We start from the raw sequence: 22,370 nt of genomic DNA on the forward strand, positions 1-22,370 counted from the left end.
TGATTCACCTTTTAAACCAGCCCGAACAGCGTTAACAGCAGGTCGATAGCTTTAATCCCGATAAAGGGCACCAGCAGCCCGCCCAGCCCGTAAATCCACAGGTTACGGCGCAGCATGGCAGCAGCCGTCAGCGGTTTATAGCTCACCCCTTTCAGCGCCAGCGGGATCAGGAAGACAATAATCAGGGCGTTGAAAATCACCGCGCTGAGAATGGCCGAAGACGGGGAGTGCAGATGCATCACGTTCAGCGCGTTTAGCTGCGGATAGGTGGCCGCGAACGCTGCGGGAATAATGGCGAAATACTTCGCCACGTCATTGGCGATACTGAACGTGGTCAATGACCCGCGCGTCATCAGCATCTGTTTACCGATATGCACCACTTCAATCAGCTTGGTCGGGTTAGAGTCAAGGTCGACCATGTTGCCCGCCTCTTTTGCTGCCTGGGTACCGGAGTTCATCGCCACCGCCACGTCGGCCTGTGCGAGGGCAGGGGCGTCGTTGGTGCCGTCACCGGTCATCGCGACCAGACGACCTTCCGCCTGGTACTGACGGATCAACGCCAGCTTGGCTTCCGGTGTGGCTTCCGAGAGGAAATCATCCACGCCCGCTTCTGCGGCAATCGCGGCGGCAGTCAGCCGGTTATCCCCGGTGATCATCACCGTTTTAATCCCCATTTTACGCAACTGGGCGAAACGCTCTTTAATGCCGCCTTTGACGATGTCCTTCAGCGCAATCACCCCCAGCACATTCGCCCCTTCGGCTACGACCAGCGGTGTGGCCCCCTGGCGAGCAACGCTCTCAACCAGATTGTCCACTTCCGGTGGAAAATGGCCGTTGTTGGCTTCAATGTGGCGACGAATGGCATCAACGGAACCTTTACGGATCATGCGCTCCTGAATGTTGATACCGCTCATTCGGGTTTGTGCCGTAAAGGGGACAAAAGTGGCGTGCAGGCTCTGCACATCACGCTGGCGCAGATTAAAGCGCTGTTTCGCCAGAATGACGATGCTGCGGCCTTCCGGCGTTTCATCGGCAAGAGACGAGAGCTGGGCGGCATCGGCCAGCGTTTTTTCATCCACGCCCGGGGCAGGTAAAAACTCGGAGGCCTGGCGGTTGCCGAGGGTGATGGTCCCGGTTTTATCCAGCAGCAGCACATCCACGTCACCGGCGGCCTCTACGGCGCGTCCGCTGGTGGCGATAACGTTCGCGCCCAGCATGCGGCTCATACCCGCCACGCCAATAGCGGAGAGCAGGCCGCCGATGGTGGTTGGGATCAGGCAGACCAGCAGCGCCACCAGCACGGTGATGCTGACCGCGGTGCCCGCGTAGCTGGAGAAGGGCCACAGCGTGGCGGTAGCCAACAGGAAGACGATGGTCAGCGCCACCAGCAGAATGGTGAGGGCAATTTCGTTGGGTGTTTTACGACGCTGCGCGCCCTCAACCATGGCGATCATCCGGTCGAGGAAGGTTTCACCCGGGTTGACGCTGCACTGGATCACCAGCCAGTCGGAGAGAATACGCGTCCCGCCCGTGACCGAGGCGAAGTCACCGCCAGATTCACGAATGACCGGCGCGGATTCCCCGGTAATGGCGCTCTCGTCTACCGAGGCGCCCCCTTCAATGACTTCGCCATCACAGGGGATGATGTCACCGGCTTCCACCAGCACCACATCGCCTTTACGCAGCTCATCTGCCGGCACGTGGTCCATCTGCGCGCCGTATTTTGGCTCACGTAATTTACGTGCGAAGGCGGTCTTTTTTACCCCTTTCAGGCTGTTGGCCTGTGCTTTACTGCGGCCTTCCGCCAGCGCCTCGGCAAAGTTGGCAAACAGCACGGTAAACCACAGCCACAGGCTGATGGCTCCGGTGAACATGGCGTTGCCCGGGAGGTGACCCGTTCCCATGGCAATCGCCAGGACGGTAGTCAGCACGCTGCCTGCCCAGACGATAAACATCACCGGGTTGTGCCACTGCACGCGCGGGCTCAGCTTTTTCACCGCATCCATGAGGGCCTGACGAACTAACGACGGTTCGAACAGGGCCAGTTGTTTACGACTCATGACAATTCTCCGCAAAATCAGCGTAAAGAGAGGATTTCCGCGACCGGGCCTAACGCGAGGGCGGGGATAAAGGTCAGGGCGCCTACCAGCAACACGGTGCCGGTCAGCAGGCCAATAAACAGCGCACCGTGTGTCGGTAATGTGCCGGTGGTGGTCGGTTGGATTTTTTTATTCACCAGCGATCCGGCGATGGCCATCACCGGCACAATCACGCCGAAGCGACCGACAAACATGCAGAATGCCAGCAGACAGTTCCAGAAAGGCGAATTGGCGCTTAAGCCTGCAAAGGCGCTGCCGTTGTTGTTCGCCGCAGACGAGACGGCGTAGAGCACTTCACTAAAGCCATGGATACCCGGGTTAAAGATGCCGCTGCGCCCGGCTTCGGTCATCAGTGCCAGCGCGGTGCCGAGCAGCACGAGGGCAGGCGTGACCAGAATGGCCAGCGCGGTTAATTTCATTTCCCGGACGTCGATTTTTTTGCCCAGGTATTCCGGGGTACGGCCAATCATCAGACCGGCGATAAACACCGCCAGCAGCACAAACAGCAGCATGCCGTAAAGACCAGAGCCCACGCCGCCAAACACCACTTCGCCAATCTGCATCAGCCACATTGGGATCATGCCACCCAGTGCCGTAAAGGAGTCATGCATGGCGTTAACCGCCCCGCACGAGGCTGCGGTGGTGACCACGGCAAACAAACTGCTGGACAGGATGCCAAAGCGACTCTCTTTCCCTTCCATGTTGATCGCGCTGTCAGCGCCCAGCGTCAGGAAATGCGGATTACCTTTCCATTCCGCCCACATCACCAGCGCGACGCAGACCACGAAGATCAGAGACATGGTCCACAGAAGGGTGCGTCCCTGACGGCGGTCGTTGACCACATCGCCAAAGGCAAAACAGAGCGCGGCGGGGATCAGGAAGATCGCCAGCATTTCGACAAAGTTGGTCAGCGCTGTTGGGTTTTCAAACGGATGCGACGAGTTGGCGTTGAAGAAGCCACCGCCGTTAGTACCGAGCATCTTAATGGCTTCCTGCGAGGCCACCGGCCCCATAGGCAAAAGCTGTTTTGCCCCTTCCAGAGAGGTATACGGCGCGTAAGGCAGCAGGTTTTGCAGGGTACCTTGCTGAATAAAGAACAGCGCGATAATGAGGGCAACAGGGAGCAGTATCCACAGCGTGATGCGTGTCAGATCGACCCATGCGTTGCCCAGCGTGCTGATATTTTGACGCGCAAAGGCACGCGTGAGCGCGAAGATCACCGCAATGCCGGTGGCAGCAGAGAGGAAGTTTTGCACGGTTAACCCGGCCATCTGGCTAAAGTAGCTCAGCGTGGTTTCCCCGGCATAGGACTGCCAGTTGGTGTTAGTGACAAAGCTGACTGCCGTGTTCAGCGCCAGATGCCAGGACAGACCCGGTAACTGCTGCGGGTTGAGCGGTAAGCTCCCCTGCAGCATCAGCATGCTGAAGAGGACGATGAGGCCGACAATATTCAGCAGCAGGAGCGCCATCAGATACTGGCGCCAGTTCATTTCCCCCTCCCGAATGCCCAGAACGCGCCAGATCCCTTTTTCAACGCGACCTGCCACCGGCAGCGCCATGTTGTTAATCATCCTTGCCAGTACTGTTCCCAGCGGTCTTGCCAGCAGGAACAACACCCCTAAAAAACTGGCAATAAGCAAAAACGCCTGAGCAGCCATCAGAATGCCTCCGCATTAATCAGGGCATAAACCAGATAACCCAATAACAGGAATACCAGCACGATGCCGGCAATAAGGCCTGCACTCACAATCCACCTCCGGGTGACATTTGTATTTGTGCTAACGGTAGGATTTATGGCGCAAAGATTTCGCAAAAATCAGGACGAGGGGTGTAAAAAAAGTATAAAAATGGCAAAGCCCACAATTTAACTATTGATAAGTAAATCGTTAACTTTTTTGTAACTTAATTACGGTGTGAATGTAAATTTTGGCTAAACGGCTAAAAATAAGTGGTCGGATGAGTAGTAAAATTACAAACAAAGCGATATTATTTTAGCCAGGTCACAGTTTTTGAATTTTCCGGAGTCAGTTTCCGGCCAACTACAGGGGAGAAAAATATGGATCTTTATAAAGAGTATCCGGCTCATATCGTGTTCATGCGTCGTGCTTTCGCCGTAGTGGCTGGCGTGCTGGCCCTGCCGGTGATGTTGTTCTGGAAAGATCGCGCACGTTTTTACAGCTATCTGCACCGCGTCTGGGCAAAAACCAGCGAGAAGCCGGTATGGATGGATCAGGCCGAAAAAGCGACCTGTGATTTCTACTAATAAAAAGACTACACACAGCAATAAACAAACCGCCTACAGCAATGTGGCGGTTTTTTTGTCCCTCCTGATTCGCGGTTCGTTGGGTGGTTTTCAGGCATATCTTCTTATTCTGAGTCATCAACAGCCACTACCTTATTTCATCCTGTCTACACTTCATGGCAAAGTAGTTCAATGCGTGCCTTTTTCGTTTTACGGCATGCCCTTACGGACATAATGGACAATTGCCTGGAGTTTTATGCCCACCCATCTGGTTTGGTTTCGCGCGGATCTGCGCCTGCATGACAACATCGCCCTGGCGGCGGCCTGTCGCTCTGAACACGCCCGCGTGCTGGCGCTGTTTATCGCTACTCCCGGACAGTGGCAGCAGCATGATATGGCCCCCCGACAAGCCGCTTATCTCTGTTCGCATCTGAATGCCCTGCAACGTTCGCTGGCGGAAAAAGGCATTCCGTTGATTTACAAAGAGGTCAGCGATTTTACCGCTCAGCTCAGCGCGGTACAGGAGGTGTGTCAGCAGAACGACGTTACGCATCTTTTTTACAACTACCAGTACGAATTCAATGAACAGCAGCGCGATCGCGAGCTTGCGCGTATCCTCGGGAATGTTGAGTGTCAGGGATTTGATGACAGCGTCATGCTGGCGCCGGGCAGCGTGATGACCGGCAATCGCGAGATGTATAAGGTCTTTACGCCGTTTAAAAATGCATTTATCAAACGGCTGAAAGAGGCGTTGCCGGAGTGTGTTGCCGCGCCGTCTGCGCGAGAGGAGTGTGTAAACGACCTGCCTGAACTGACGTTTGACTATCCGCAACAGGCGTATGACCACTCTTTATTCCCGGCAGATGAAAAAGCGGCAATCGCGCAGCTGCGCCAGTTCTGTAAAACGGGGGCGGCCGCTTACGACGCACGCCGGGATTTTCCCGCCATTGAAGGTACCAGCCGGTTGTCGGCCTGTTTAGCGCTGGGCGTGCTTTCTCCGCGCCAGTGTTTACACCGTCTTCTGGCAGAGCAGCCCCAGGCGCTGGAGGGGGGCGCTGGCTCGGTATGGCTTAACGAGCTTATCTGGCGCGAATTCTACCGTCATCTGATGACGTATCACCCTGAATTATGTAAACATCGTCCTTTCTTTCGCTGGACCGAAAATGTGCAGTGGCAGCAAAACGAGACGCTGCTGCAGGCCTGGCAAAAGGGTGAAACCGGCTACCCGATTGTGGACGCCGCGATGCGCCAGCTAAATGAAACCGGATGGATGCATAACCGCCTGCGGATGATTACCGCCAGCTTCCTGGTGAAAGATCTGCTTATCGACTGGCGTGTCGGGGAGCGGTATTTTATTTCTCAGCTGATCGATGGCGATCTCGCGGCGAATAACGGCGGCTGGCAATGGGCGGCCTCGACCGGAACCGATGCGGCACCTTACTTCCGGATTTTTAATCCCACCACGCAGGGACAAAAATTTGATGCGGACGGGACGTTTATCCGCCACTGGTTGCCTGCGCTGAAAGCGGTTCCCGCTAAGGCGATCCACGACCCGTGGGCATGGGCGGACAAACAGGGCGTAACGCTCGATTATCCTCGTCCGATTGTTGAACATAAACAGGCGCGCGTCGCCACGCTGGCGGCGTACGAAGCGGCCCGCAAAGCGTAAGAGAGTCATGATGAAAAATACCGAACTGGAAAGTCTGATCAACGAAAAACTGAACAGCAGTGCCTTCAGCGACTACGGCCCGAACGGGTTACAGGTTGAAGGGCGCGACACGGTGCAAAAAATTATCACCGGTGTGACCGCCAGTCAGGCGTTGCTGGATGAAGCCGTGCGTCAGGAGGCCGATGCGGTCATCGTCCATCACGGCTATTTCTGGAAGAACGAATCACCGATCGTTCGCGGCATGAAGCGCAACCGACTGAAAACGTTGCTGGCAAATGATATCAACCTCTATGGCTATCACCTGCCGCTGGACGCTCATCCCGAGCTTGGCAACAACGTCCAGCTCGCGCAGCTGTTAGGGATCACCGTGATGGGTGAAATTGAGCCGCTGGTACCGTGGGGCGAGCTGTCGATGCCGGTACCGGGTCTTGAGCTGGCCTCCTGGATTGAAGCACGTCTGGGCCGCCGTCCGCTGTGGAGCGGCGATACCGGCCCGGATACGGTGAAGCGTGTCGCCTGGTGCACCGGTGGCGGTCAGGGCTTTATCGATAGCGCCGCGCGTTTTGGTGTGGATGCCTTTATTACCGGGGAAGTCTCCGAGCAGACCATCCATTCAGCCCGTGAACAGGGGCTGCATTTTTACGCGGCAGGTCACCACGCCACCGAGCGCGGCGGCATTCGCGCCCTGAGCGAATGGCTGACCGAAAATACCGATCTGGATGTCACCTTTATTGATATCCCTAACCCGGCCTGATGAGAGGTACCTGAGTGCAGCGAGCGCGTTGTTATCTTCTGGGGGAAACGGCGGTGGTGCTGGAGCTGGAGCCGCCCGTCACCCTTGCTACCCAAAAGCGTATCTGGCGGTTAACGCAGCGTCTGGTGGATGTGCCGGAGGTGGTTGAAGCGATCCCGGGGATGAATAACATCACCGTGGTGCTGCGTAATCCGCATACGCTGGCACTGGATGCCATTGAACGTTTACAGCGCTGGTGGGAGGAGAGCGAAGCGCTGGAGCCGGAATCCCGCACGATTGAGATCCCGGTGGTGTATGGGGGCACAGGGGGACCCGATCTTGGCGTGGTGGCTGAACACAGTGGGCTAACCGAAAAACAGGTCGTTGAGCTGCACGCCTCCGTTGATTATGTGGTCTGGTTTTTGGGATTCCAGCCGGGCTTCCCGTATCTGGGCGGACTCCCTTCGGCACTGCATACGCCACGTCGCGCTGAGCCGCGTCTGAGCGTGCCGGCGGGTACCGTCGCGATTGGCGGCGAACAGACGGGCATTTATCCGCTGGCGTCGCCGGGGGGCTGGCAGCTTATCGGACACACGTCGATGCCGTTATTTGAACCGGGCCAGGACTCGCCGGTCCTCCTGCGTCCTGGCGACACCCTTCGCTTTATCCCGCAGAAGGAGGGGGTATGTTAACGCTTATTCGCGCCGGACTTTACACCTCTGTTCAGGATGCTGGTCGCTTTGGCATGCGCCAGTCTGGCGTGAGCTACTGTGGCGCGCTGGACAGGCCAGCACTGGAGATTGCCAATGTGCTGGTGGGCAATCCCGGCAATACGGCTGCGCTTGAAATTACGCTGGGGCAGTGTGTCATTGAATTTAGCCAGGAGACCTGGTTTGCGTTAACCGGCGCCGGGTGCGATGCCACGCTTGATGGCAAAGCGGTCTGGACCGGCTGGCGACTGCGGGCAAAAGCCGGACAACGTTTAACGCTTAAGCGACCTCAGCATGGGGTTCGCAGTTATCTTGCCGTTGCCGGTGGGATTGACGTGCCGGAGGTGCTGGGCTCATCCAGTACCGATCAGAAAGCCGGAATTGGCGGTCACGAAGGACGTTTGTTGCGCGATGGCGATCGTCTGGCGATAAAACCGTCAACGCGGCACTTTTCAACCGCGCAGGGTGTAAAACAACTCCTGTGGGGAAACCAGATCCGCGCCCTGCCGGGACCGGAGTATCAGGAATTTGATGAGGTGTCTCAGGAGTCTTTCTGGCGCTCGCCGTGGAAGATTAGCCCGCAGAGTAACCGCATGGGGTATCGTCTTCAGGGGCAGCCGCTGACCCGTACGACGGACCGCGAGCTGCTTTCACACGGTCTGTTGCCCGGCGTTATTCAGGTGCCGGGTAACGGTCAACCGATTGTGTTGATGAACGATGCACAGACCACGGGCGGTTACCCGCGCATCGCCTGCATCATTGAGGCCGATCGCTACCATCTGGCGCAAATCCCTCTCGGACAGCCGATTCACTTCGTGCAATGCTCCCTGGAGGAGGCGCTGAAGGCGCGGCAGGACCAGCAGCGTTATCTGGAACAACTGGCGTGGAGGCTTGATGGTAAAGATTGATTTAAACGCCGATCTGGGCGAGGGCGGCAGCGCCGACGCTGAACTGATGACCCTGGTCACCTCGGTGAATATCGCCTGCGGTTTTCACGCGGGTGATGCCCAAACGATGCTGGCGAGCGTGCGCAATGCCATCAAAAACGGCGTAGCGATAGGGGCGCATCCGAGCTTCCCTGATCGGGAGAATTTTGGCCGCACGGCGATGGATCTCCCGCCCGAAACGGTCTACGCCCAGACGCTTTACCAGATTGGCGCGCTCGAGGCTATAGTGCGTTCGCAGCAGGGCGCGCTGCGCCACGTGAAGCCGCACGGCATGCTCTATAATCAGGCGGCGAACGACCCCGCGCTGGCAGAGGCCATCGCCCGGGCGGTGTTCGATTGCAACCCGCAACTGATCCTGGTTGGCCTGGCGGGGAGCGAGCTGATTCGCGCCGGTCAGCGTCTGGGGTTAACCACCCGCCAGGAAGTGTTTGCCGACCGAGGCTATCAGCCCGACGGAACCCTGGTTCCCCGTTCCCGGCCCAACGCGCTGATCACCGATGAGTCTCTGGCGCTGGCGCAGACCCTTCAGATGGTGCGCGAGGGAACAGTAACAACGGTCGAGGGTACAACGGCCAGCGTTCAGGCTGACACAGTATGCTTACACGGTGATGGCGAGCACGCGCTGCAGTTTGCCCGCCGCTTACGGGCGGCGTTTGCAGAGCAGGGGATCCTCGTCAGCGCCTGAAAATCATAAGGATAAAGAGATGCCAGAAGGCCCGGAGATCCGCCGCGCTGCGGATAGCCTCGAGGCGGCGATAAAAGGCAAACCCCTGACGGACGTCTGGTTTGCTTTTCCTCAACTGAAGCCGTTTGAAGCACCGCTGATGGGACAAACGGTGACCCACATCGAAACACGGGGAAAGGCGTTACTCACGCATTTTTCTCATAACCTGACGTTATACAGCCACAACCAGCTTTATGGCGTCTGGCGGGTGGTTAACGCCAACGAGCAGCCGCAAACCACCCGTGTGCTGCGCGTCAGGCTGCAAACCGCGGATAAAGCGATTTTGCTGTATAGCGCGTCTGATATCGAAATGTTAACGCCGGAGCAACTGCTTACGCACCCGTTCTTACAGCGGGTCGGGCCGGACGTGCTGGATATGCGTCTGACGGCGAACGATGTCAAAGCCCGCCTGTTATCTCCTAAATTCCGCAACCGGCAATTTTCCGGGCTACTGCTCGATCAGGCGTTCCTGGCCGGATTAGGCAATTACCTTCGCGTCGAAATTCTCTGGGAGGTCGGGCTGGCACCGCAGCACAAAGCGTCGCAGTTGAGGGATGATCAGCTGGAAGTGCTCTCTCACGCGCTGCTGGATATTCCGCGGCTATCGTACAACACCCGCGGCGTGGTAGATGACAACAAGCATCACGGGGCGCTGTTCCGCTTTAAGGTGTTTCATCGGGCGGGGAAGAGGTGCGAGCGGTGCGGTGGGGTGATTGAGAAGACAACGCTCTCTTCACGACCGTTTTACTGGTGTCCCGGGTGCCAGAGGTAAAAAGTAAAACGGTAACCCTCAGGTTACCGTTTTTAATGTTTTCACCTTCTCCCGGTGGGAGAGGGCCGGGGTGAGGGCATCAGGCCGCACCCACGTCTTTTAGCGCTTAAGATCAGACTTAAAATCACGCTGCTCGTAGCCGGTATACAGCTGACGAGGACGGGCGATTTTCATGCCTTCGCTGTGCATTTCGTTCCAGTGCGCAATCCAGCCCACGGTACGCGCCATGGCGAAGATCACGGTGAACATGGATGACGGAATGCCCATCGCTTTCAGAATAATGCCAGAGTAGAAGTCTACGTTCGGGTAGAGTTTCTTCTCGATGAAGTACGGGTCGTTCAGCGCGATGTGTTCCAGCTCCATCGCCACTTCCAGCAGATCGTCTTTGGTGCCCAGCTCTTTCAGCACTTCGTGGCAGGTTTCACGCATCACGGTTGCACGTGGGTCGTAGTTTTTGTACACACGGTGACCGAAGCCCATCAGACGGAAGGAGTCATTCTTGTCTTTCGCGCGGCGCACGAATTCAGGAATGTGCTCAACGGTGCTGATCTCTTCCAGCATCTTCAGTGCAGCTTCGTTCGCGCCGCCGTGCGCCGGTCCCCACAGGGAGGCGATGCCCGCAGCGATACAGGCGAACGGGTTCGCACCTGAAGAGCCTGCGGTACGGACGGTGGAGGTAGAGGCGTTCTGTTCATGGTCAGCGTGCAGGATCAGAATACGGTCCATCGCGCGTTCCAGCACCGGATTCACTTCGTACTCTTCGCACGGCGTGGAGAACATCATGCGCAGGAAGTTACCGGCATAGGAGAGGTCGTTACGTGGATACACGAACGGCTGACCGATGGAGTATTTGTAGCACATCGCTGCCATGGTTGGCATTTTGGACAGCAGGCGGAACGCGGCGATATCGCGGTGGCGTGGGTTATTCACGTCAAGGGAGTCGTGGTAGAACGCCGCCAGCGCACCGGTAATCCCGCACATCACCGCCATCGGGTGAGAGTCACGACGGAACGCATGGAACAGACGGGTAATCTGCTCATGGATCATGGTGTGACGGGTGACGGTGGTTTTGAATTCATCATACTGAGCCTGCGTCGGCTTTTCGCCGTTCAGCAGGATGTAGCACACTTCCAGATAGTTGGATTCTGTGGCTAACTGATCGATGGGGAAGCCGCGATGGAGCAGGATACCTTCGTCACCGTCAATGTAGGTGATTTTGGATTCGCAAGATGCGGTAGAGGTAAATCCAGGGTCAAAGGTGAACACTCCTTTGGAACCCAGCGTACGGATATCAATAACATCCTGACCGAGCGTGCCTTTTAGCACATCCAGTTCAATAGCATCACCACCGTTGAGGGTGAGTTTTGCCTTTGTATCAGCCATTTACGGTCTCCTTAGCGCCTTATGCTTAAGACTGCGCTTTACCGGATTTGCTTTCAGCTGTTAATCACCGTTACCAGATTGTTATTTGGCTTACCGCTCAGCTCACGAGGACAAACCAGGGTACAGAGCTATGGCGCCTTGCAGGTAAACGAATGAAATATCAGTGAAACAACAGCAAATCAGCGTTTTTGCAGTCCGAATTTTTCAAACCTGTATATCACTAATAACTGTCCTGATAACTTCGGTCAATACCATCACACTGTTACATAACTATTTGTCAGGTGAAAGAGAGACCTCATAACTTTTGCGCATTATATGCCTTTTCTGATGACGTTTGTAACAATATTGTTTAACATTTGTCAAATCAGATGATTAAAAATTAAAAAGATGTTGTTATCGTGACCCTGATCACTGTTCCAGAGAAAACCCGACAAACTGTATGTAGGTTAATTGTAATGATTTTGTGAACGGCCTATACTGCCGCCAGGTCTCCGGAACACCCTGCAATCCCGAGCCACCCAGCGTTGTAACGTGTCGTTTTAGCATTTGGAAGCAATGTTTTGCATGACGCGCAGTTATAGAAAAGGAACGCTGTCTGACCCGCATCGCAGTCCGGAGGAAGGAAACAATAAGAACAGCATGTGGGCGTTATTCATGATAAGAAATGTGAAAAAACAAAGACCTGTCAATCTGGATCTCAAAACGATCCGGTTCCCCGTAACAGCAATAGCGTCCATTCTGCACCGTGTATCGGGTGTGATTACGTTTGTGGCGGTAGGCATTCTGCTGTGGTTACTGGGCACCAGCCTCTCTTCTCCTGAAGGATTCCTCCAGGCCTCTGCCATCATGAACAGCTTCTTCGTGAAATTCATCATGTGGGGCATTCTGACCGCGCTGGCGTACCACGTTGTGGTGGGTGTTCGCCATATGCTGATGGACTTTGGTTACCTGGAAGAGACTTTCGAAGCCGGGAAACGTTCCGCTAACATTTCATTTGTGATTACAGTCGTGCTTTCACTTCTCGCAGGAGTTCTCGTATGGTAAGCAACGCCTCCGCATTAGGACGCAACGGCGTACATGACTTCATTCTGGTCCGTGCTACCGCCATCGTTCTCACCCTCTACATCATCTATATGATCGGTTTCTTCGCGACCAGCGGCACGCTGACGTGGGAAATCTGGAGTGGGTTCTTCGGATCTGCCTTCACCAAAGTGTTCACCCTGCTGGCGCTGTTCTCCATTCTTATTCATGCCTGGATTGGCATGTGGCAGGTGTTGACCGATTACGTTAAACCGCTGGCGATTCGCCTTCCTCTGCAGCTGGCCATTGTCGTTGCACTGGTGGTTTACGTTATTTATGGATTCGTTGTGGTGTGGGGTGTGTAATGAAACTGCCAGTCAGAGAATTTGATGCTGTTGTGATTGGTGCGGGTGGCGCAGGTATGCGCGCCGCGCTGCAAATTTCCCAGAGCGGCCAGACCTGTGCGCTGCTCTCTAAAGTATTCCCGACCCGTTCCCACACGGTATCTGCGCAGGGCGGTATTACCGTTGCGCTGGGTAACTCCCATGAAGATAACTGGGAATGGCACATGTACGACACGGTAAAAGGGTCCGACTACATCGGCGACCAGGATGCCATCGAATATATGTGTAAGACTGGCCCGGAAGCGATTCTGGAGCTGGATCATATGGGTCTGCCGTTCTCCCGTCTGGAAAATGGCACCATCTATCAACGTCCGTTTGGCGGCCAGTCGAAAAACTTCGGCGGCGAGCAGGCGGCACGTACCGCGGCAGCGGCTGACCGTACCGGTCACGCGCTGCTGCATACTCTGTATCAGCAGAACCTGAAAAACCACACGACTATCTTCTCCGAGTGGTATGCGCTGGATCTGGTGAAAAATGCCGATGGCGCGATTGTTGGTTGTACCGCGCTGTGCATTGAAACCGGTGAAGTGGTCTACTTCAAAGCGCGCGCAACCGTGCTGGCGACCGGCGGTGCAGGGCGTATTTACCAGTCCACCACTAACGCCCACATCAATACCGGTGACGGCGTTGGGATGGCTATCCGCGCTGGCGTGCCGGTGCAGGATATGGAGATGTGGCAGTTCCACCCAACCGGTATCGCCGGTGCGGGCGTTCTGGTGACCGAAGGCTGCCGTGGTGAAGGCGGTTACCTGCTGAACAAACACGGCGAACGTTTCATGGAACGTTATGCCCCGAATGCGAAAGACCTGGCGGGTCGTGACGTGGTGGCGCGTTCCATCATGATCGAAATCCGTGAAGGTCGCGGCTGTGATGGCCCATGGGGTCCACACGCCAAGCTGAAACTCGACCACCTGGGTAAAGAGGTACTGGAATCCCGTCTGCCGGGTATTCTGGAACTGTCCCGTACCTTCGCCCACGTCGACCCGGTGAAAGAGCCGATTCCGGTTATTCCTACCTGCCACTACATGATGGGCGGTATTCCGACCAAAGTGACCGGTCAGGCATTGACCGTGAACGAGCAGGGCGAAGATGTGGTCATTCCAGGCCTGTTCGCGGTAGGCGAAATTGCCTGCGTATCCGTACACGGTGCCAACCGTCTGGGGGGGAACTCCCTGCTGGACCTGGTGGTGTTTGGTCGTGCGGTGGGTCTGCACCTGCAGGAATCCATTGCCGAACAGGGCGCGCTGCGTGACGCCACTGACGACGAAATTGATGCATCGCTTGAGCGTCTGAACCGCTGGAACGGTAACCATAACGGTGAAGATCCGGTGGAAATCCGCAAAGCGCTGCAGGAATGTATGCAGCACAACTTCTCGGTATTCCGTGAAGGTGACGCGATGGCGAAAGGTCTTGAGCAACTGAAAGCGATCCGCGAGCGCCTGAAAAACGCCCGTCTGGATGATACTTCCAGCGAGTTCAACACCCAGCGCGTTGAGTGTCTGGAGCTGGATAACCTGATGGAAACCGCGTTCGCAACCGCGATGTCGGCCAACTTCCGTACCGAAAGCCGTGGCGCGCATAGCCGCTTCGACTTCCCGGATCGTGACGATGAAAACTGGCTGTGCCATTCCCTGTATCTGCCAGAGTCGGAAACCATGACACGCCGTCAGGTGAACATGGAACCGAAACTGCGTCCGGCGTTCCCGCCGAAGATTCGTACTTACTAATGCGGAGACAGGACAATGAAACTCGAATTCTCAGTTTATCGTTATAACCCGGATGTAGATGACGCTCCGCGCATGCAGGATTACACGCTGGAAGCGGAAGAAGGTCGTGACATGATGCTGCTGGATGCGTTAATCCAGCTGAAAGAAAAAGATCCGACACTGTCGTTCCGTCGCTCCTGCCGTGAAGGGGTGTGTGGCTCTGACGGCGTCAACATGAACGGCAAAAATGGTCTGGCCTGCATCACGCCAATTTCCGCGTTGCAGCGCCCGGGCCAGAAAATTGTTATCCGTCCTCTGCCAGGCTTGCCGGTCGTGCGTGATTTGGTGGTAGACATGGGGCAATTCTATGCACAATATGAGAAGATTAAACCTTACTTATTGAATAATGGGCAAAATCCACCCGCTCGTGAGCATTTACAGTCTCCTGAGCAGCGTGAAAAACTCGACGGCTTGTATGAGTGTATTCTCTGTGCATGTTGTTCAACGTCGTGCCCGTCGTTCTGGTGGAACCCGGACAAGTTCATCGGCCCGGCCGGTCTGCTGGCTGCCTATCGCTTCCTGATCGATAGCCGCGACACCGAAACCGATAGTCGTCTGGAAGGTTTAAGTGACGCTTTCAGCGTATTCCGCTGCCATAGCATCATGAACTGCGTCAGTGTGTGTCCGAAGGGGCTTAACCCGACGCGCGCCATCGGCCATATTAAGTCGATGCTGTTGCAGCGCAGTGCGTAAGTAAGTAGTGAGAGGGGGCGCTGTTCCCCCTCACCCTAACCCTCTCCCAAAGGGAGAGGGGATAGATTGCAGAAACCTTTAAAAACTGCCCTGAAGTCTAGACAGTTTCTAAAGGTTCCTTCGCGGGCCAAATGAAAAGAGCTCGCAGGTGAACCCCGGCACGTACACGCGGTGTGCGTGGTAGTTTCTACGGCGAAAGTAAGCATAAAAATGCTTAAGGGATCACGATGCAGAACGGCGCAATGAAAGCCTGGCTGGACTCTTCTTACCTCTCTGGTGCCAACCAGAGCTGGATAGAACAGCTCTATGAAGACTTCTTAACCGATCCTGACTCAGTGGACGCAAACTGGCGTTCCATGTTCCAGCAGTTGCCTGGCACGGGAGTCAAACCGGATCAATTCCATTCCAAAACACGTGATTATTTCCGTCGTCTGGCGAAGGATGCCTCACGTTACTCTTCTGCGATTTCCGACCCTGACACCAACGCGAAGCAGGTTAAAGTCCTGCAGCTTATTAACGCTTATCGCTTCCGCGGTCACCAGCATGCGAATCTCGATCCGCTGGGACTGTGGAAACAAGACCGTGTGGCGGATCTCGATCCGGCGTATCACGATCTGACCGAGGCCGATTTCCAGGAAAGCTTTAACGTAGGTTCTTTTGCCATCGGTAAAGACACGATGAAGCTGGGCGATCTGATCGACGCCCTCAAGCAAACCTACTGCGGCTCCATCGGCGCGGAATACATGCATATCACTTCTACTGAAGAGAAACGCTGGATCCAGCAGCGCATTGAGTCCGTGGCGGGCCACGCGACGTTCTCTTCTGAAGAGAAAAAACGCTTCCTTAACGAACTCACGGCAGCGGAAGGGCTTGAGCGCTATCTGGGCGCGAAATTCCCGGGCGCAAAACGCTTCTCGCTGGAAGGCGGCGATGCGTTAGTGCCAATGCTGAAAGAGCTGATTCGTCATGCAGGCAAGAGCGGTACCCGTGAAGTGGTACTGGGCATGGCGCACCGTGGTCGTCTGAACGTGCTGGTCAACGTGCTGGGTAAAAAACCGCAGGACCTGTTCGACGAATTCGCGGGCAAACATAAAGAACATCTCGGCACCGGTGACGTGAAGTACCACATGGGCTTCTCGTCTGATATCGAAACCGAAGGCGGTCTGGTTCACCTGGCGCTGGCGTTTAACCCGTCGCACCTGGAGATCGTCAGCCCGGTAGTTATCGGTTCCGTGCGTGCGCGTCTGGATCGTCTGGATGAGCCAAGCAGCAACAAAGTGCTGCCAATTACCATTCACGGTGATGCGGCGGTCACAGGGCAGGGCGTGGTTCAGGAAACCCTGAACATGTCCAAAGCGCGTGGTTATGAAGTGGGCGGTACCGTTCGTATCGTCATCAACAACCAGGTGGGCTTCACAACGTCTAACCCACTGGATGCGCGTTCAACCCCTTACTGCACCGACATCGGCAAGATGGTACAGGCGCCAATCTTCCACGTGAACGCGGATGACCCGGAAGCGGTCGCCTTCGTGACCCGTCTGGCGCTGGACTTCCGTAACACCTTCAAACGCGATGTGTTCATCGACCTGTTCTGCTACCGCCGTCACGGCCACAACGAAGCCGACGAGCCAAGTGCAACCCAGCCGTTGATGTACCAGAAAATCAAAAAACACCCGACGCCGCGCAAAATCTACGCTGACAAGCTGGAAAGCGAAAAAGTGGCGACGCTGGAAGATGCGACCGAAATGGTCAACCTCTACCGCGACGCGCTGGATGCGGGTGAGTGCGTGGTGAAAGAGCTGCGTCCGATGAACATGCACTCCTTTACCTGGTCGCCGTACCTCAACCACGAGTGGGATGAGAGCTACCCGAACAAGGTCGAGATGAAGCGCCTGCAGGAGCTGGCTAAACGCATCAGCACCGTGCCAGACGCCATCGAGATGCAGTCTCGCGTGGCAAAAATTTATGCTGACCGTCAGTCTATGGCGGCAGGTGAGAAGCTGTTCGACTGGGGCGGTGCAGAAACGCTGGCTTACGCGACGCTGGTTGACGAAGGTATTCCTGTTCGTCTGTCCGGTGAAGATGCGGGCCGTGGCACCTTCTTCCACCGCCACGCGGTAGTTCACAACCAGTCTAACGGTTCGACCTACACCCCGCTGCAGCACGTGCACAACGGTCAGGGCCAGTTCAAGGTCTGGGACTCCGTGCTCTCTGAAGAAGCGGTGCTGGCCTTCGAATACGGTTACGCTACCGCAGAGCCGCGTACGCTGACCATCTGGGAAGCGCAGTTCGGTGACTTCGCCAACGGTGCTCAGGTGGTTATCGACCAGTTCATCTCTTCTGGCGAACAGAAATGGGGCCGTATGTGTGGCCTGGTGATGCTCCTGCCACATGGTTATGAAGGCCAGGGTCCTGAGCACTCCTCCGCGCGCCTGGAACGTTATCTGCAGCTCTGCGCTGAGCAGAACATGCAGGTTTGCGTACCGTCCACCCCGGCTCAGGTTTACCACATGCTGCGTCGTCAGGCGCTGCGCGGTATGCGTCGTCCGCTGGTGGTCATGTCACCAAAATCCCTGCTGCGTCACCCACTGGCGGTGTCCAGCCTGGATGAGCTGGCGAATGGCACCTTCCTGCCTGCCATCGGTGAGATTGATGAACTGGATCCGCAGGCTGTGAAGCGTGTGGTGATGTGTTCTGGTAAGGTTTATTACGACCTGCTGGAACAGCGCCGTAAGAACGATCAGAAAGATGTCGCCATCGTGCGTATCGAACAGCTTTATCCATTCCCGCACCAGGCGGTGCAGGAAGCGCTGAAACCGTACGCTCACGTGCATGATTTTGTCTGGTGCCAGGAAGAGCCGCTCAACCAGGGCGCATGGTACTGCAGCCAGCATCATTTCCGTGAAGTGATTCCATTTGGGTCTGCTCTGCGTTATGCAGGTCGCCCGGCCTCCGCCTCTCCGGCGGTAGGGTATATGTCCGTTCACCAGAAGCAGCAACAAGATCTGGTCAATGACGCGCTGAACGTCGATTAATTAAAGGATACATAATGAGTAGCGTAGATATTCTTGTTCCCGACCTGCCTGAATCTGTAGCAGATGCGACCGTCGCTACCTGGCATAAAAAACCAGGCGATGCCGTTAAGCGCGATGAAGTGCTGGTAGAAATCGAAACTGACAAAGTGGTACTGGAAGTACCGGCTTCGGCGGATGGCGTTCTGGACGCGGTGCTGGAAGACGAAGGCACCACCGTAACCTCTCGCCAGATCCTGGGTCGCCTGCGTGAAGGCAACAGCGCGGGCAAAGAGTCCAGCGCGAAGTCTGAAGAGAAAGCCTCTACACCGGCTCAGCGCCAGCAGGCTTCTCTGGAAGAACAGACCAACGACGCGCTCAGCCCGGCGATCCGTCGCCTGCTGGCTGAACACAGCCTTGACCCGGCAGCCATCAAAGGTACCGGTGTAGGCGGTCGTCTGACCCGTGAAGACATCGACAAACACCTGGCGAAAGCGCCTGCTCAGGCAGAAGCGAAAGCCCCTGTGGCAGCACCAGCAGCACAGCCTGCTCTGGGTGCGCGCAGTGAAAAACGCGTGCCAATGACTCGCCTGCGTAAGCGTGTGGCAGAGCGTCTGCTGGAAGCGAAAAACTCCACCGCGATGCTGACCACCTTCAACGAAGTGAACATGAAGCCAATCATGGACCTGCGTAAGCAGTACGGTGACGCGTTTGAAAAACGTCACGGTATCCGTCTGGGCTTTATGTCCTTCTACGTGAAAGCGGTTGTTGAAGCACTGAAACGCTACCCGGAAGTGAACGCGTCCATCGATGGTGATGACGTGGTTTACCACAACTATTTCGACGTCAGCATGGCGGTGTCTACGCCACGTGGTCTGGTGACTCCGGTTCTGCGTGATGTGGATACCCTGGGTATGGCCGACATCGAGAAAAATATTAAAGAGCTGGCCGTGAAAGGCCGCGACGGCAAGCTGACCGTAGACGACCTGACCGGCGGTAACTTCACCATTACCAACGGCGGCGTATTTGGTTCGCTGATGTCTACCCCGATCATCAACCCGCCGCAGAGCGCGATCCTGGGTATGCACGCCATTAAAGATCGTCCGATGGCGGTAGACGGTAAAGTGGAGATCCTGCCAATGATGTATCTGGCGCTCTCTTACGATCACCGTCTGATCGACGGCCGCGAGTCCGTGGGCTTCCTGGTAGCGATTAAAGAGCTGCTGGAAGATCCAACGCGTCTGCTGCTGGACGTCTAGTCCCTTTTAGCATCACCTGCCCTGTAGGCCGGATACGCCTTGCACCGGCCTGCAGGTTTGAAGATAACGATTACCCTGAAGGATGGATAGAACACATGAACTTACATGAATATCAGGCCAAACAGCTGTTTGCCCGGTATGGCTTACCGGCTCCGGTGGGTTATGCCTGTACTACCCCGCGTGAAGCAGAAGAAGCCGCATCTAAAATCGGTTCCGGCCCGTGGGTAGTTAAATGTCAGGTTCACGCTGGTGGCCGTGGTAAAGCGGGCGGTGTGAAGGTTGTTAAGAGCAAAGAAGAAATTCGTGCATTTGCTGAACATTGGCTCGGCAAGCGTCTGGTCACTTACCAGACAGATGCGAACGGCCAGCCAGTCAACCAGATCCTGGTTGAAGCGGCAACCGACATCGCGAAAGAGCTGTATCTGGGCGCGGTGGTTGACCGTAGCTCACGCCGCGTGGTGTTCATGGCGTCTACCGAAGGCGGCGTGGAAATCGAAAAAGTGGCAGAAGAGACACCACACCTGATCCATAAAGTGGCTATCGATCCACTGGCAGGTCCAATGCCTTACCAGGGCCGTGAGCTGGCGTTCAAACTGGGTCTGGAAGGCAAGCTGGTTCAGCAGTTCACCAAGATCTTCATGGGTCTGGCGACCATCTTCCTGGAACGCGATCTGGCGCTGATCGAGATCAACCCGCTGGTGATCACCACTCAGGGCGATCTGATCTGCCTCGATGGCAAACTGGGTGCTGACGGCAATGCCCTGTTCCGCCAGCCAGATCTGCGCGAAATGCGTGACCAGTCTCAGGAAGACCCGCGTGAAGCACAGGCTGCTCAGTGGGAACTGAACTACGTGGCGCTGGATGGCAACATCGGCTGCATGGTTAACGGTGCGGGCCTGGCGATGGGCACCATGGACATCGTTAAGCTGCACGGCGGCGAGCCAGCGAACTTCCTCGACGTAGGCGGTGGCGCAACCAAAGAGCGCGTAACCGAAGCGTTCAAAATCATTCTCTCTGACGACAACGTGAAAGCCGTTCTGGTGAACATCTTCGGCGGTATCGTACGTTGCGACCTGATCGCAGACGGCATCATCGGCGCGGTAGAAGAAGTGGGCGTTAACGTTCCGGTTGTTGTGCGTCTTGAAGGTAACAACGCTGAACTCGGCGCGAAAAAACTGGCTGACAGCGGCCTGAATATTATTGCAGCGAAAAGTCTGACGGATGCAGCTCAGCAGGTTGTTGCCGCAGTGGAGGGGAAATAATGTCAGTTTTAATCAATAAAGATACCAAGGTTATCTGCCAGGGCTTCACCGGTAGCCAGGGGACTTTCCACTCCGAGCAGGCGATTGCCTACGGTACGCAGATGGTTGGCGGCGTAACCCCAGGTAAAGGTGGCACCACGCACCTGGGCCTGCCGGTGTTCAACACCGTGCGTGAAGCCGTAGAAGCGACGGGCGCAACCGCGACCGTTATCTACGTTCCGGCACCGTTCTGCAAAGACTCCATTCTGGAAGCGATCGATGCAGGCATCAAACTGATCATCACCATCACTGAAGGTATCCCGACGCTGGATATGCTGACCGTGAAAGTGAAGCTGGACGAAGCGGGCGTGCGCATGATCGGCCCGAACTGCCCAGGCGTGATCACCCCAGGCGAATGCAAAATCGGCATCATGCCAGGTCACATTCACAAGCCGGGCAAAGTGGGTATCGTTTCCCGTTCCGGTACGCTGACCTATGAAGCGGTTAAGCAGACCACCGACTACGGCTTCGGCCAGTCCACCTGTGTGGGCATCGGCGGTGACCCAATCCCAGGCTCTAACTTCATCGACATCCTGAAGCTGTTCCAGGAAGATCCACAGACCGAAGCGATCGTCATGATCGGTGAGATCGGTGGTAGCGCGGAAGAAGAAGCGGCTGCTTACATCAAAGAACACGTAACCAAGCCAGTAGTCGGTTACATCGCGGGTGTGACCGCGCCGAAAGGTAAGCGTATGGGTCACGCAGGCGCGATTATCGCCGGTGGTAAAGGTACGGCTGATGAGAAATTCGCAGCGCTGGAAGCCGCAGGCGTGAAGACCGTTCGCAGCCTGGCGGATATCGGCGAAGCACTGAAATCCATCATTAAGTAAGTCCTCTCTGCGCCCTGAAAGGGGCGCGTTGAAATAAAAAATGTCCGTTTCGACATGGTTGGCCGCTGTAAAGCGGCCTTTTTTATTGCCTGCGTTTCGCCACGAGGGTGAATTTGTAATCGTCGGTATTGAACACGTTGCGGCTGTATTCGAAAACCCGGCCATCTTTCAGGAAACCGCGGGAGACTTTTTCCAGGATCGGTTTTGCCGGATCGAGCGCCAGCGCGGCAATCGCCTCTTCTGAGGGCATGACCGGCACCAGCTCCTGTTCACTGCGATCGATGACCAGCTTTTTGATCTGTTCAACGTAGTGGTATTTCGACTTTTCCATCACTTCCCAGGTGAGGTCGGGGAACATCGCCAGCGGCATCCAGGTTTCTTCCAGGTTTACCGGCTTCTGCTTGATGAAGCGTACGCGCTTGACGTGCCAGACCTTATCATCCTCGCCAATTGCCAGCGTAGCCGCGAGTCTTGTATCGGCTTTTACCACTTCAAAAATTTTAACGTCGCTGTGCGTATCAACGTTGCGATCCGCCAGTTTTTCGTAAAAGCCGGTGAGCTGGTAAATGTCGTAATTGACCCGCTCCTCTTTTACATATGAACCACTGCCCTGGATGCTTTCGATGATCTGTTCGTCGGCAAGGAGTTTCAGGGCCTGCCGGACGGTGACGCGGCTGACGCTAAACGCCTCCTGAAGGCTGGATTCCGTTGGTAGCGCGTCACCCGGTTTTAATTCTCCGGCGTTAATTTTTTCGCGGAAGACATCCGCTATCTGCCGGTATCGCGGTTTATTGCCCATTTTATCGC

Annotated in this window: 20 protein-coding genes; 15 read left to right on the plus strand and 5 right to left on the minus strand. The window is 55.9% G+C overall.

The features are described 5' to 3' along the window. Window positions 1–11 precede the first annotated feature (11 nt). Genes kdpB through kdpF form a run of 3 tightly spaced genes read right to left on the minus strand, consistent with a single transcriptional unit; the run spans window position 12 to window position 3,846 of the window. Window positions 12–2,060 (minus strand): potassium-transporting ATPase subunit KdpB, encoded by a 2,049-nt coding sequence (gene kdpB, locus AX755_RS12240; protein ID WP_029883015.1) that lies wholly within the window; start codon window positions 2,058–2,060, stop codon window positions 12–14. Between the two features lie 17 nt (window positions 2,061–2,077). Beyond that, the gene (gene kdpA / locus AX755_RS12245) at window positions 2,078–3,757 is read right to left on the minus strand and encodes a potassium-transporting ATPase subunit KdpA (protein ID WP_062856837.1); all 1,680 of its coding nucleotides are present in this window, start codon (window positions 3,755–3,757) and stop codon (window positions 2,078–2,080) included. Further along, window positions 3,757–3,846, minus strand: a complete 90-nt coding sequence (gene kdpF, locus AX755_RS25125) for a K(+)-transporting ATPase subunit F (RefSeq protein WP_014069365.1) — start codon at window positions 3,844–3,846, stop codon at window positions 3,757–3,759. The genes kdpA and kdpF overlap by 1 nt, the downstream gene beginning before the upstream one ends. Before the next feature lie 309 nt (window positions 3,847–4,155). Here kdpF and AX755_RS12255 point away from each other — a divergent pair, with 309 nt between their 5' ends. The 7 genes from AX755_RS12255 (at window position 4,156) to nei (ending at window position 9,896) form a co-directional block, all read left to right on the plus strand. Then, window positions 4,156–4,362, plus strand: coding sequence for a YbfA family protein (locus AX755_RS12255; protein WP_013097552.1), 207 nt, complete (start codon window positions 4,156–4,158; stop codon window positions 4,360–4,362). Between the two features lie 235 nt (window positions 4,363–4,597). Then, window positions 4,598–6,010: a deoxyribodipyrimidine photo-lyase gene (phrB, locus tag AX755_RS12260; RefSeq protein ID WP_062856838.1), complete on the plus strand. Its 1,413-nt coding sequence runs from the start codon at window positions 4,598–4,600 to the stop codon at window positions 6,008–6,010. A 10-nt stretch (window positions 6,011–6,020) separates the two neighbouring features. Then, a complete protein-coding gene (locus AX755_RS12265) occupies window positions 6,021–6,764 on the plus strand; it encodes a type 2 GTP cyclohydrolase I (protein ID WP_023621132.1) in 744 nt (247 codons plus the stop codon). 14 nt (window positions 6,765–6,778) lie between these two features. Beyond that, window positions 6,779–7,435 (plus strand): 5-oxoprolinase subunit PxpB, encoded by a 657-nt coding sequence (gene pxpB / locus AX755_RS12270; RefSeq protein ID WP_023621133.1) that lies wholly within the window; start codon window positions 6,779–6,781, stop codon window positions 7,433–7,435. Continuing rightward, window positions 7,429–8,361 (plus strand): 5-oxoprolinase subunit PxpC, encoded by a 933-nt coding sequence (gene pxpC, locus AX755_RS12275; protein ID WP_013097548.1) that lies wholly within the window; start codon window positions 7,429–7,431, stop codon window positions 8,359–8,361. Before pxpB ends, pxpC begins: the two co-directional genes overlap by 7 nt. Further along, window positions 8,348–9,085 (plus strand): 5-oxoprolinase subunit PxpA, encoded by a 738-nt coding sequence (pxpA, locus tag AX755_RS12280; protein ID WP_020684961.1) that lies wholly within the window; start codon window positions 8,348–8,350, stop codon window positions 9,083–9,085. Before pxpC ends, pxpA begins: the two co-directional genes overlap by 14 nt. A gap of 19 nt (window positions 9,086–9,104) precedes the next feature. Then, window positions 9,105–9,896, plus strand: coding sequence for an endonuclease VIII (gene nei, locus AX755_RS12285; protein WP_062856839.1), 792 nt, complete (start codon window positions 9,105–9,107; stop codon window positions 9,894–9,896). 99 nt (window positions 9,897–9,995) lie between these two features. Here the strand turns inward: nei and AX755_RS12290 are convergent, their stop codons facing one another. Next, a complete protein-coding gene (locus tag AX755_RS12290) occupies window positions 9,996–11,279 on the minus strand; it encodes a citrate synthase (RefSeq protein WP_013097545.1) in 1,284 nt (427 codons plus the stop codon). A gap of 639 nt (window positions 11,280–11,918) precedes the next feature. Between AX755_RS12290 and sdhC the strand changes: the two genes are divergently transcribed. The 8 genes from sdhC to sucD all read left to right on the plus strand — a co-directional run bounded on the left by sdhC (window position 11,919) and on the right by sucD (window position 21,563). Continuing rightward, complete coding sequence (gene sdhC, locus AX755_RS12295) at window positions 11,919–12,323, plus strand: succinate dehydrogenase cytochrome b556 subunit (protein WP_020684965.1); 405 nt, start codon at window positions 11,919–11,921, stop codon at window positions 12,321–12,323. After that, the gene (sdhD, locus tag AX755_RS12300) at window positions 12,317–12,664 is read left to right on the plus strand and encodes a succinate dehydrogenase membrane anchor subunit (RefSeq protein ID WP_008501088.1); all 348 of its coding nucleotides are present in this window, start codon (window positions 12,317–12,319) and stop codon (window positions 12,662–12,664) included. The genes sdhC and sdhD overlap by 7 nt, the downstream gene beginning before the upstream one ends. Further along, on the plus strand, window positions 12,664–14,430 hold the full coding sequence (gene sdhA / locus AX755_RS12305; RefSeq protein ID WP_062856840.1) for a succinate dehydrogenase flavoprotein subunit: 1,767 nt from the start codon (window positions 12,664–12,666) through the stop codon (window positions 14,428–14,430). The genes sdhD and sdhA overlap by 1 nt, the downstream gene beginning before the upstream one ends. Before the next feature lie 15 nt (window positions 14,431–14,445). Next, window positions 14,446–15,162 (plus strand): succinate dehydrogenase iron-sulfur subunit SdhB, encoded by a 717-nt coding sequence (gene sdhB, locus AX755_RS12310; RefSeq protein ID WP_008501090.1) that lies wholly within the window; start codon window positions 14,446–14,448, stop codon window positions 15,160–15,162. 227 nt (window positions 15,163–15,389) lie between these two features. After that, window positions 15,390–18,197 carry a 2-oxoglutarate dehydrogenase E1 component gene (sucA, locus tag AX755_RS12315; protein ID WP_040020635.1) on the plus strand — a complete coding sequence of 936 codons (2,808 nt, stop codon included), beginning with the start codon at window positions 15,390–15,392 and terminating at the stop codon, window positions 18,195–18,197. A gap of 14 nt (window positions 18,198–18,211) precedes the next feature. Beyond that, entirely contained in the window at window positions 18,212–19,432 is a 1,221-nt protein-coding gene (gene odhB / locus AX755_RS12320) for a 2-oxoglutarate dehydrogenase complex dihydrolipoyllysine-residue succinyltransferase (protein WP_013097540.1), read from the plus strand. A gap of 95 nt (window positions 19,433–19,527) precedes the next feature. After that, window positions 19,528–20,694 carry an ADP-forming succinate--CoA ligase subunit beta gene (gene sucC, locus AX755_RS12325; protein WP_006809579.1) on the plus strand — a complete coding sequence of 389 codons (1,167 nt, stop codon included), beginning with the start codon at window positions 19,528–19,530 and terminating at the stop codon, window positions 20,692–20,694. Then, on the plus strand, window positions 20,694–21,563 hold the full coding sequence (sucD, locus tag AX755_RS12330; RefSeq protein ID WP_008501094.1) for a succinate--CoA ligase subunit alpha: 870 nt from the start codon (window positions 20,694–20,696) through the stop codon (window positions 21,561–21,563). Before sucC ends, sucD begins: the two co-directional genes overlap by 1 nt. A gap of 82 nt (window positions 21,564–21,645) precedes the next feature. On the opposite strand, the gene AX755_RS12335 is transcribed toward sucD, so the two are convergent. Continuing rightward, window positions 21,646–22,362: a GntR family transcriptional regulator gene (locus AX755_RS12335; RefSeq protein WP_013097539.1), complete on the minus strand. Its 717-nt coding sequence runs from the start codon at window positions 22,360–22,362 to the stop codon at window positions 21,646–21,648. Window positions 22,363–22,370 lie beyond the last annotated feature (8 nt).

Source organism: Enterobacter sp. SENG-6 (genome assembly GCF_001605945.1).
GTDB classification, from domain to species: Bacteria; Pseudomonadota; Gammaproteobacteria; order Enterobacterales; family Enterobacteriaceae; genus Enterobacter; species Enterobacter cloacae.

Coding starts and splice junctions, on each gene's coding strand:
- sdhA (WP_062856840.1), top strand. CDS start 12,664: ATGAAACTGCCAGTCAGAGAATTTGATGCTGTTGTGATTGGTGCGGGT.
- AX755_RS12265 (WP_023621132.1), top strand. CDS start 6,021: ATGAAAAATACCGAACTGGAAAGTCTGATCAACGAAAAACTGAACAGC.
- phrB (WP_062856838.1), top strand. CDS start 4,598: ATGCCCACCCATCTGGTTTGGTTTCGCGCGGATCTGCGCCTGCATGAC.
- AX755_RS12255 (WP_013097552.1), top strand. CDS start 4,156: ATGGATCTTTATAAAGAGTATCCGGCTCATATCGTGTTCATGCGTCGT.
- pxpC (WP_013097548.1), top strand. CDS start 7,429: ATGTTAACGCTTATTCGCGCCGGACTTTACACCTCTGTTCAGGATGCT.
- pxpA (WP_020684961.1), top strand. CDS start 8,348: ATGGTAAAGATTGATTTAAACGCCGATCTGGGCGAGGGCGGCAGCGCC.
- nei (WP_062856839.1), top strand. CDS start 9,105: ATGCCAGAAGGCCCGGAGATCCGCCGCGCTGCGGATAGCCTCGAGGCG.
- AX755_RS12290 (WP_013097545.1), bottom strand. CDS start 11,279: ATGGCTGATACAAAGGCAAAACTCACCCTCAACGGTGGTGATGCTATT.
- AX755_RS12335 (WP_013097539.1), bottom strand. CDS start 22,362: ATGGGCAATAAACCGCGATACCGGCAGATAGCGGATGTCTTCCGCGAA.
- sucC (WP_006809579.1), top strand. CDS start 19,528: ATGAACTTACATGAATATCAGGCCAAACAGCTGTTTGCCCGGTATGGC.
- sucA (WP_040020635.1), top strand. CDS start 15,390: ATGCAGAACGGCGCAATGAAAGCCTGGCTGGACTCTTCTTACCTCTCT.
- sucD (WP_008501094.1), top strand. CDS start 20,694: ATGTCAGTTTTAATCAATAAAGATACCAAGGTTATCTGCCAGGGCTTC.
- kdpB (WP_029883015.1), bottom strand. CDS start 2,060: ATGAGTCGTAAACAACTGGCCCTGTTCGAACCGTCGTTAGTTCGTCAG.
- odhB (WP_013097540.1), top strand. CDS start 18,212: ATGAGTAGCGTAGATATTCTTGTTCCCGACCTGCCTGAATCTGTAGCA.
- sdhD (WP_008501088.1), top strand. CDS start 12,317: ATGGTAAGCAACGCCTCCGCATTAGGACGCAACGGCGTACATGACTTC.
- sdhC (WP_020684965.1), top strand. CDS start 11,919: ATGTGGGCGTTATTCATGATAAGAAATGTGAAAAAACAAAGACCTGTC.
- kdpA (WP_062856837.1), bottom strand. CDS start 3,757: ATGGCTGCTCAGGCGTTTTTGCTTATTGCCAGTTTTTTAGGGGTGTTG.
- sdhB (WP_008501090.1), top strand. CDS start 14,446: ATGAAACTCGAATTCTCAGTTTATCGTTATAACCCGGATGTAGATGAC.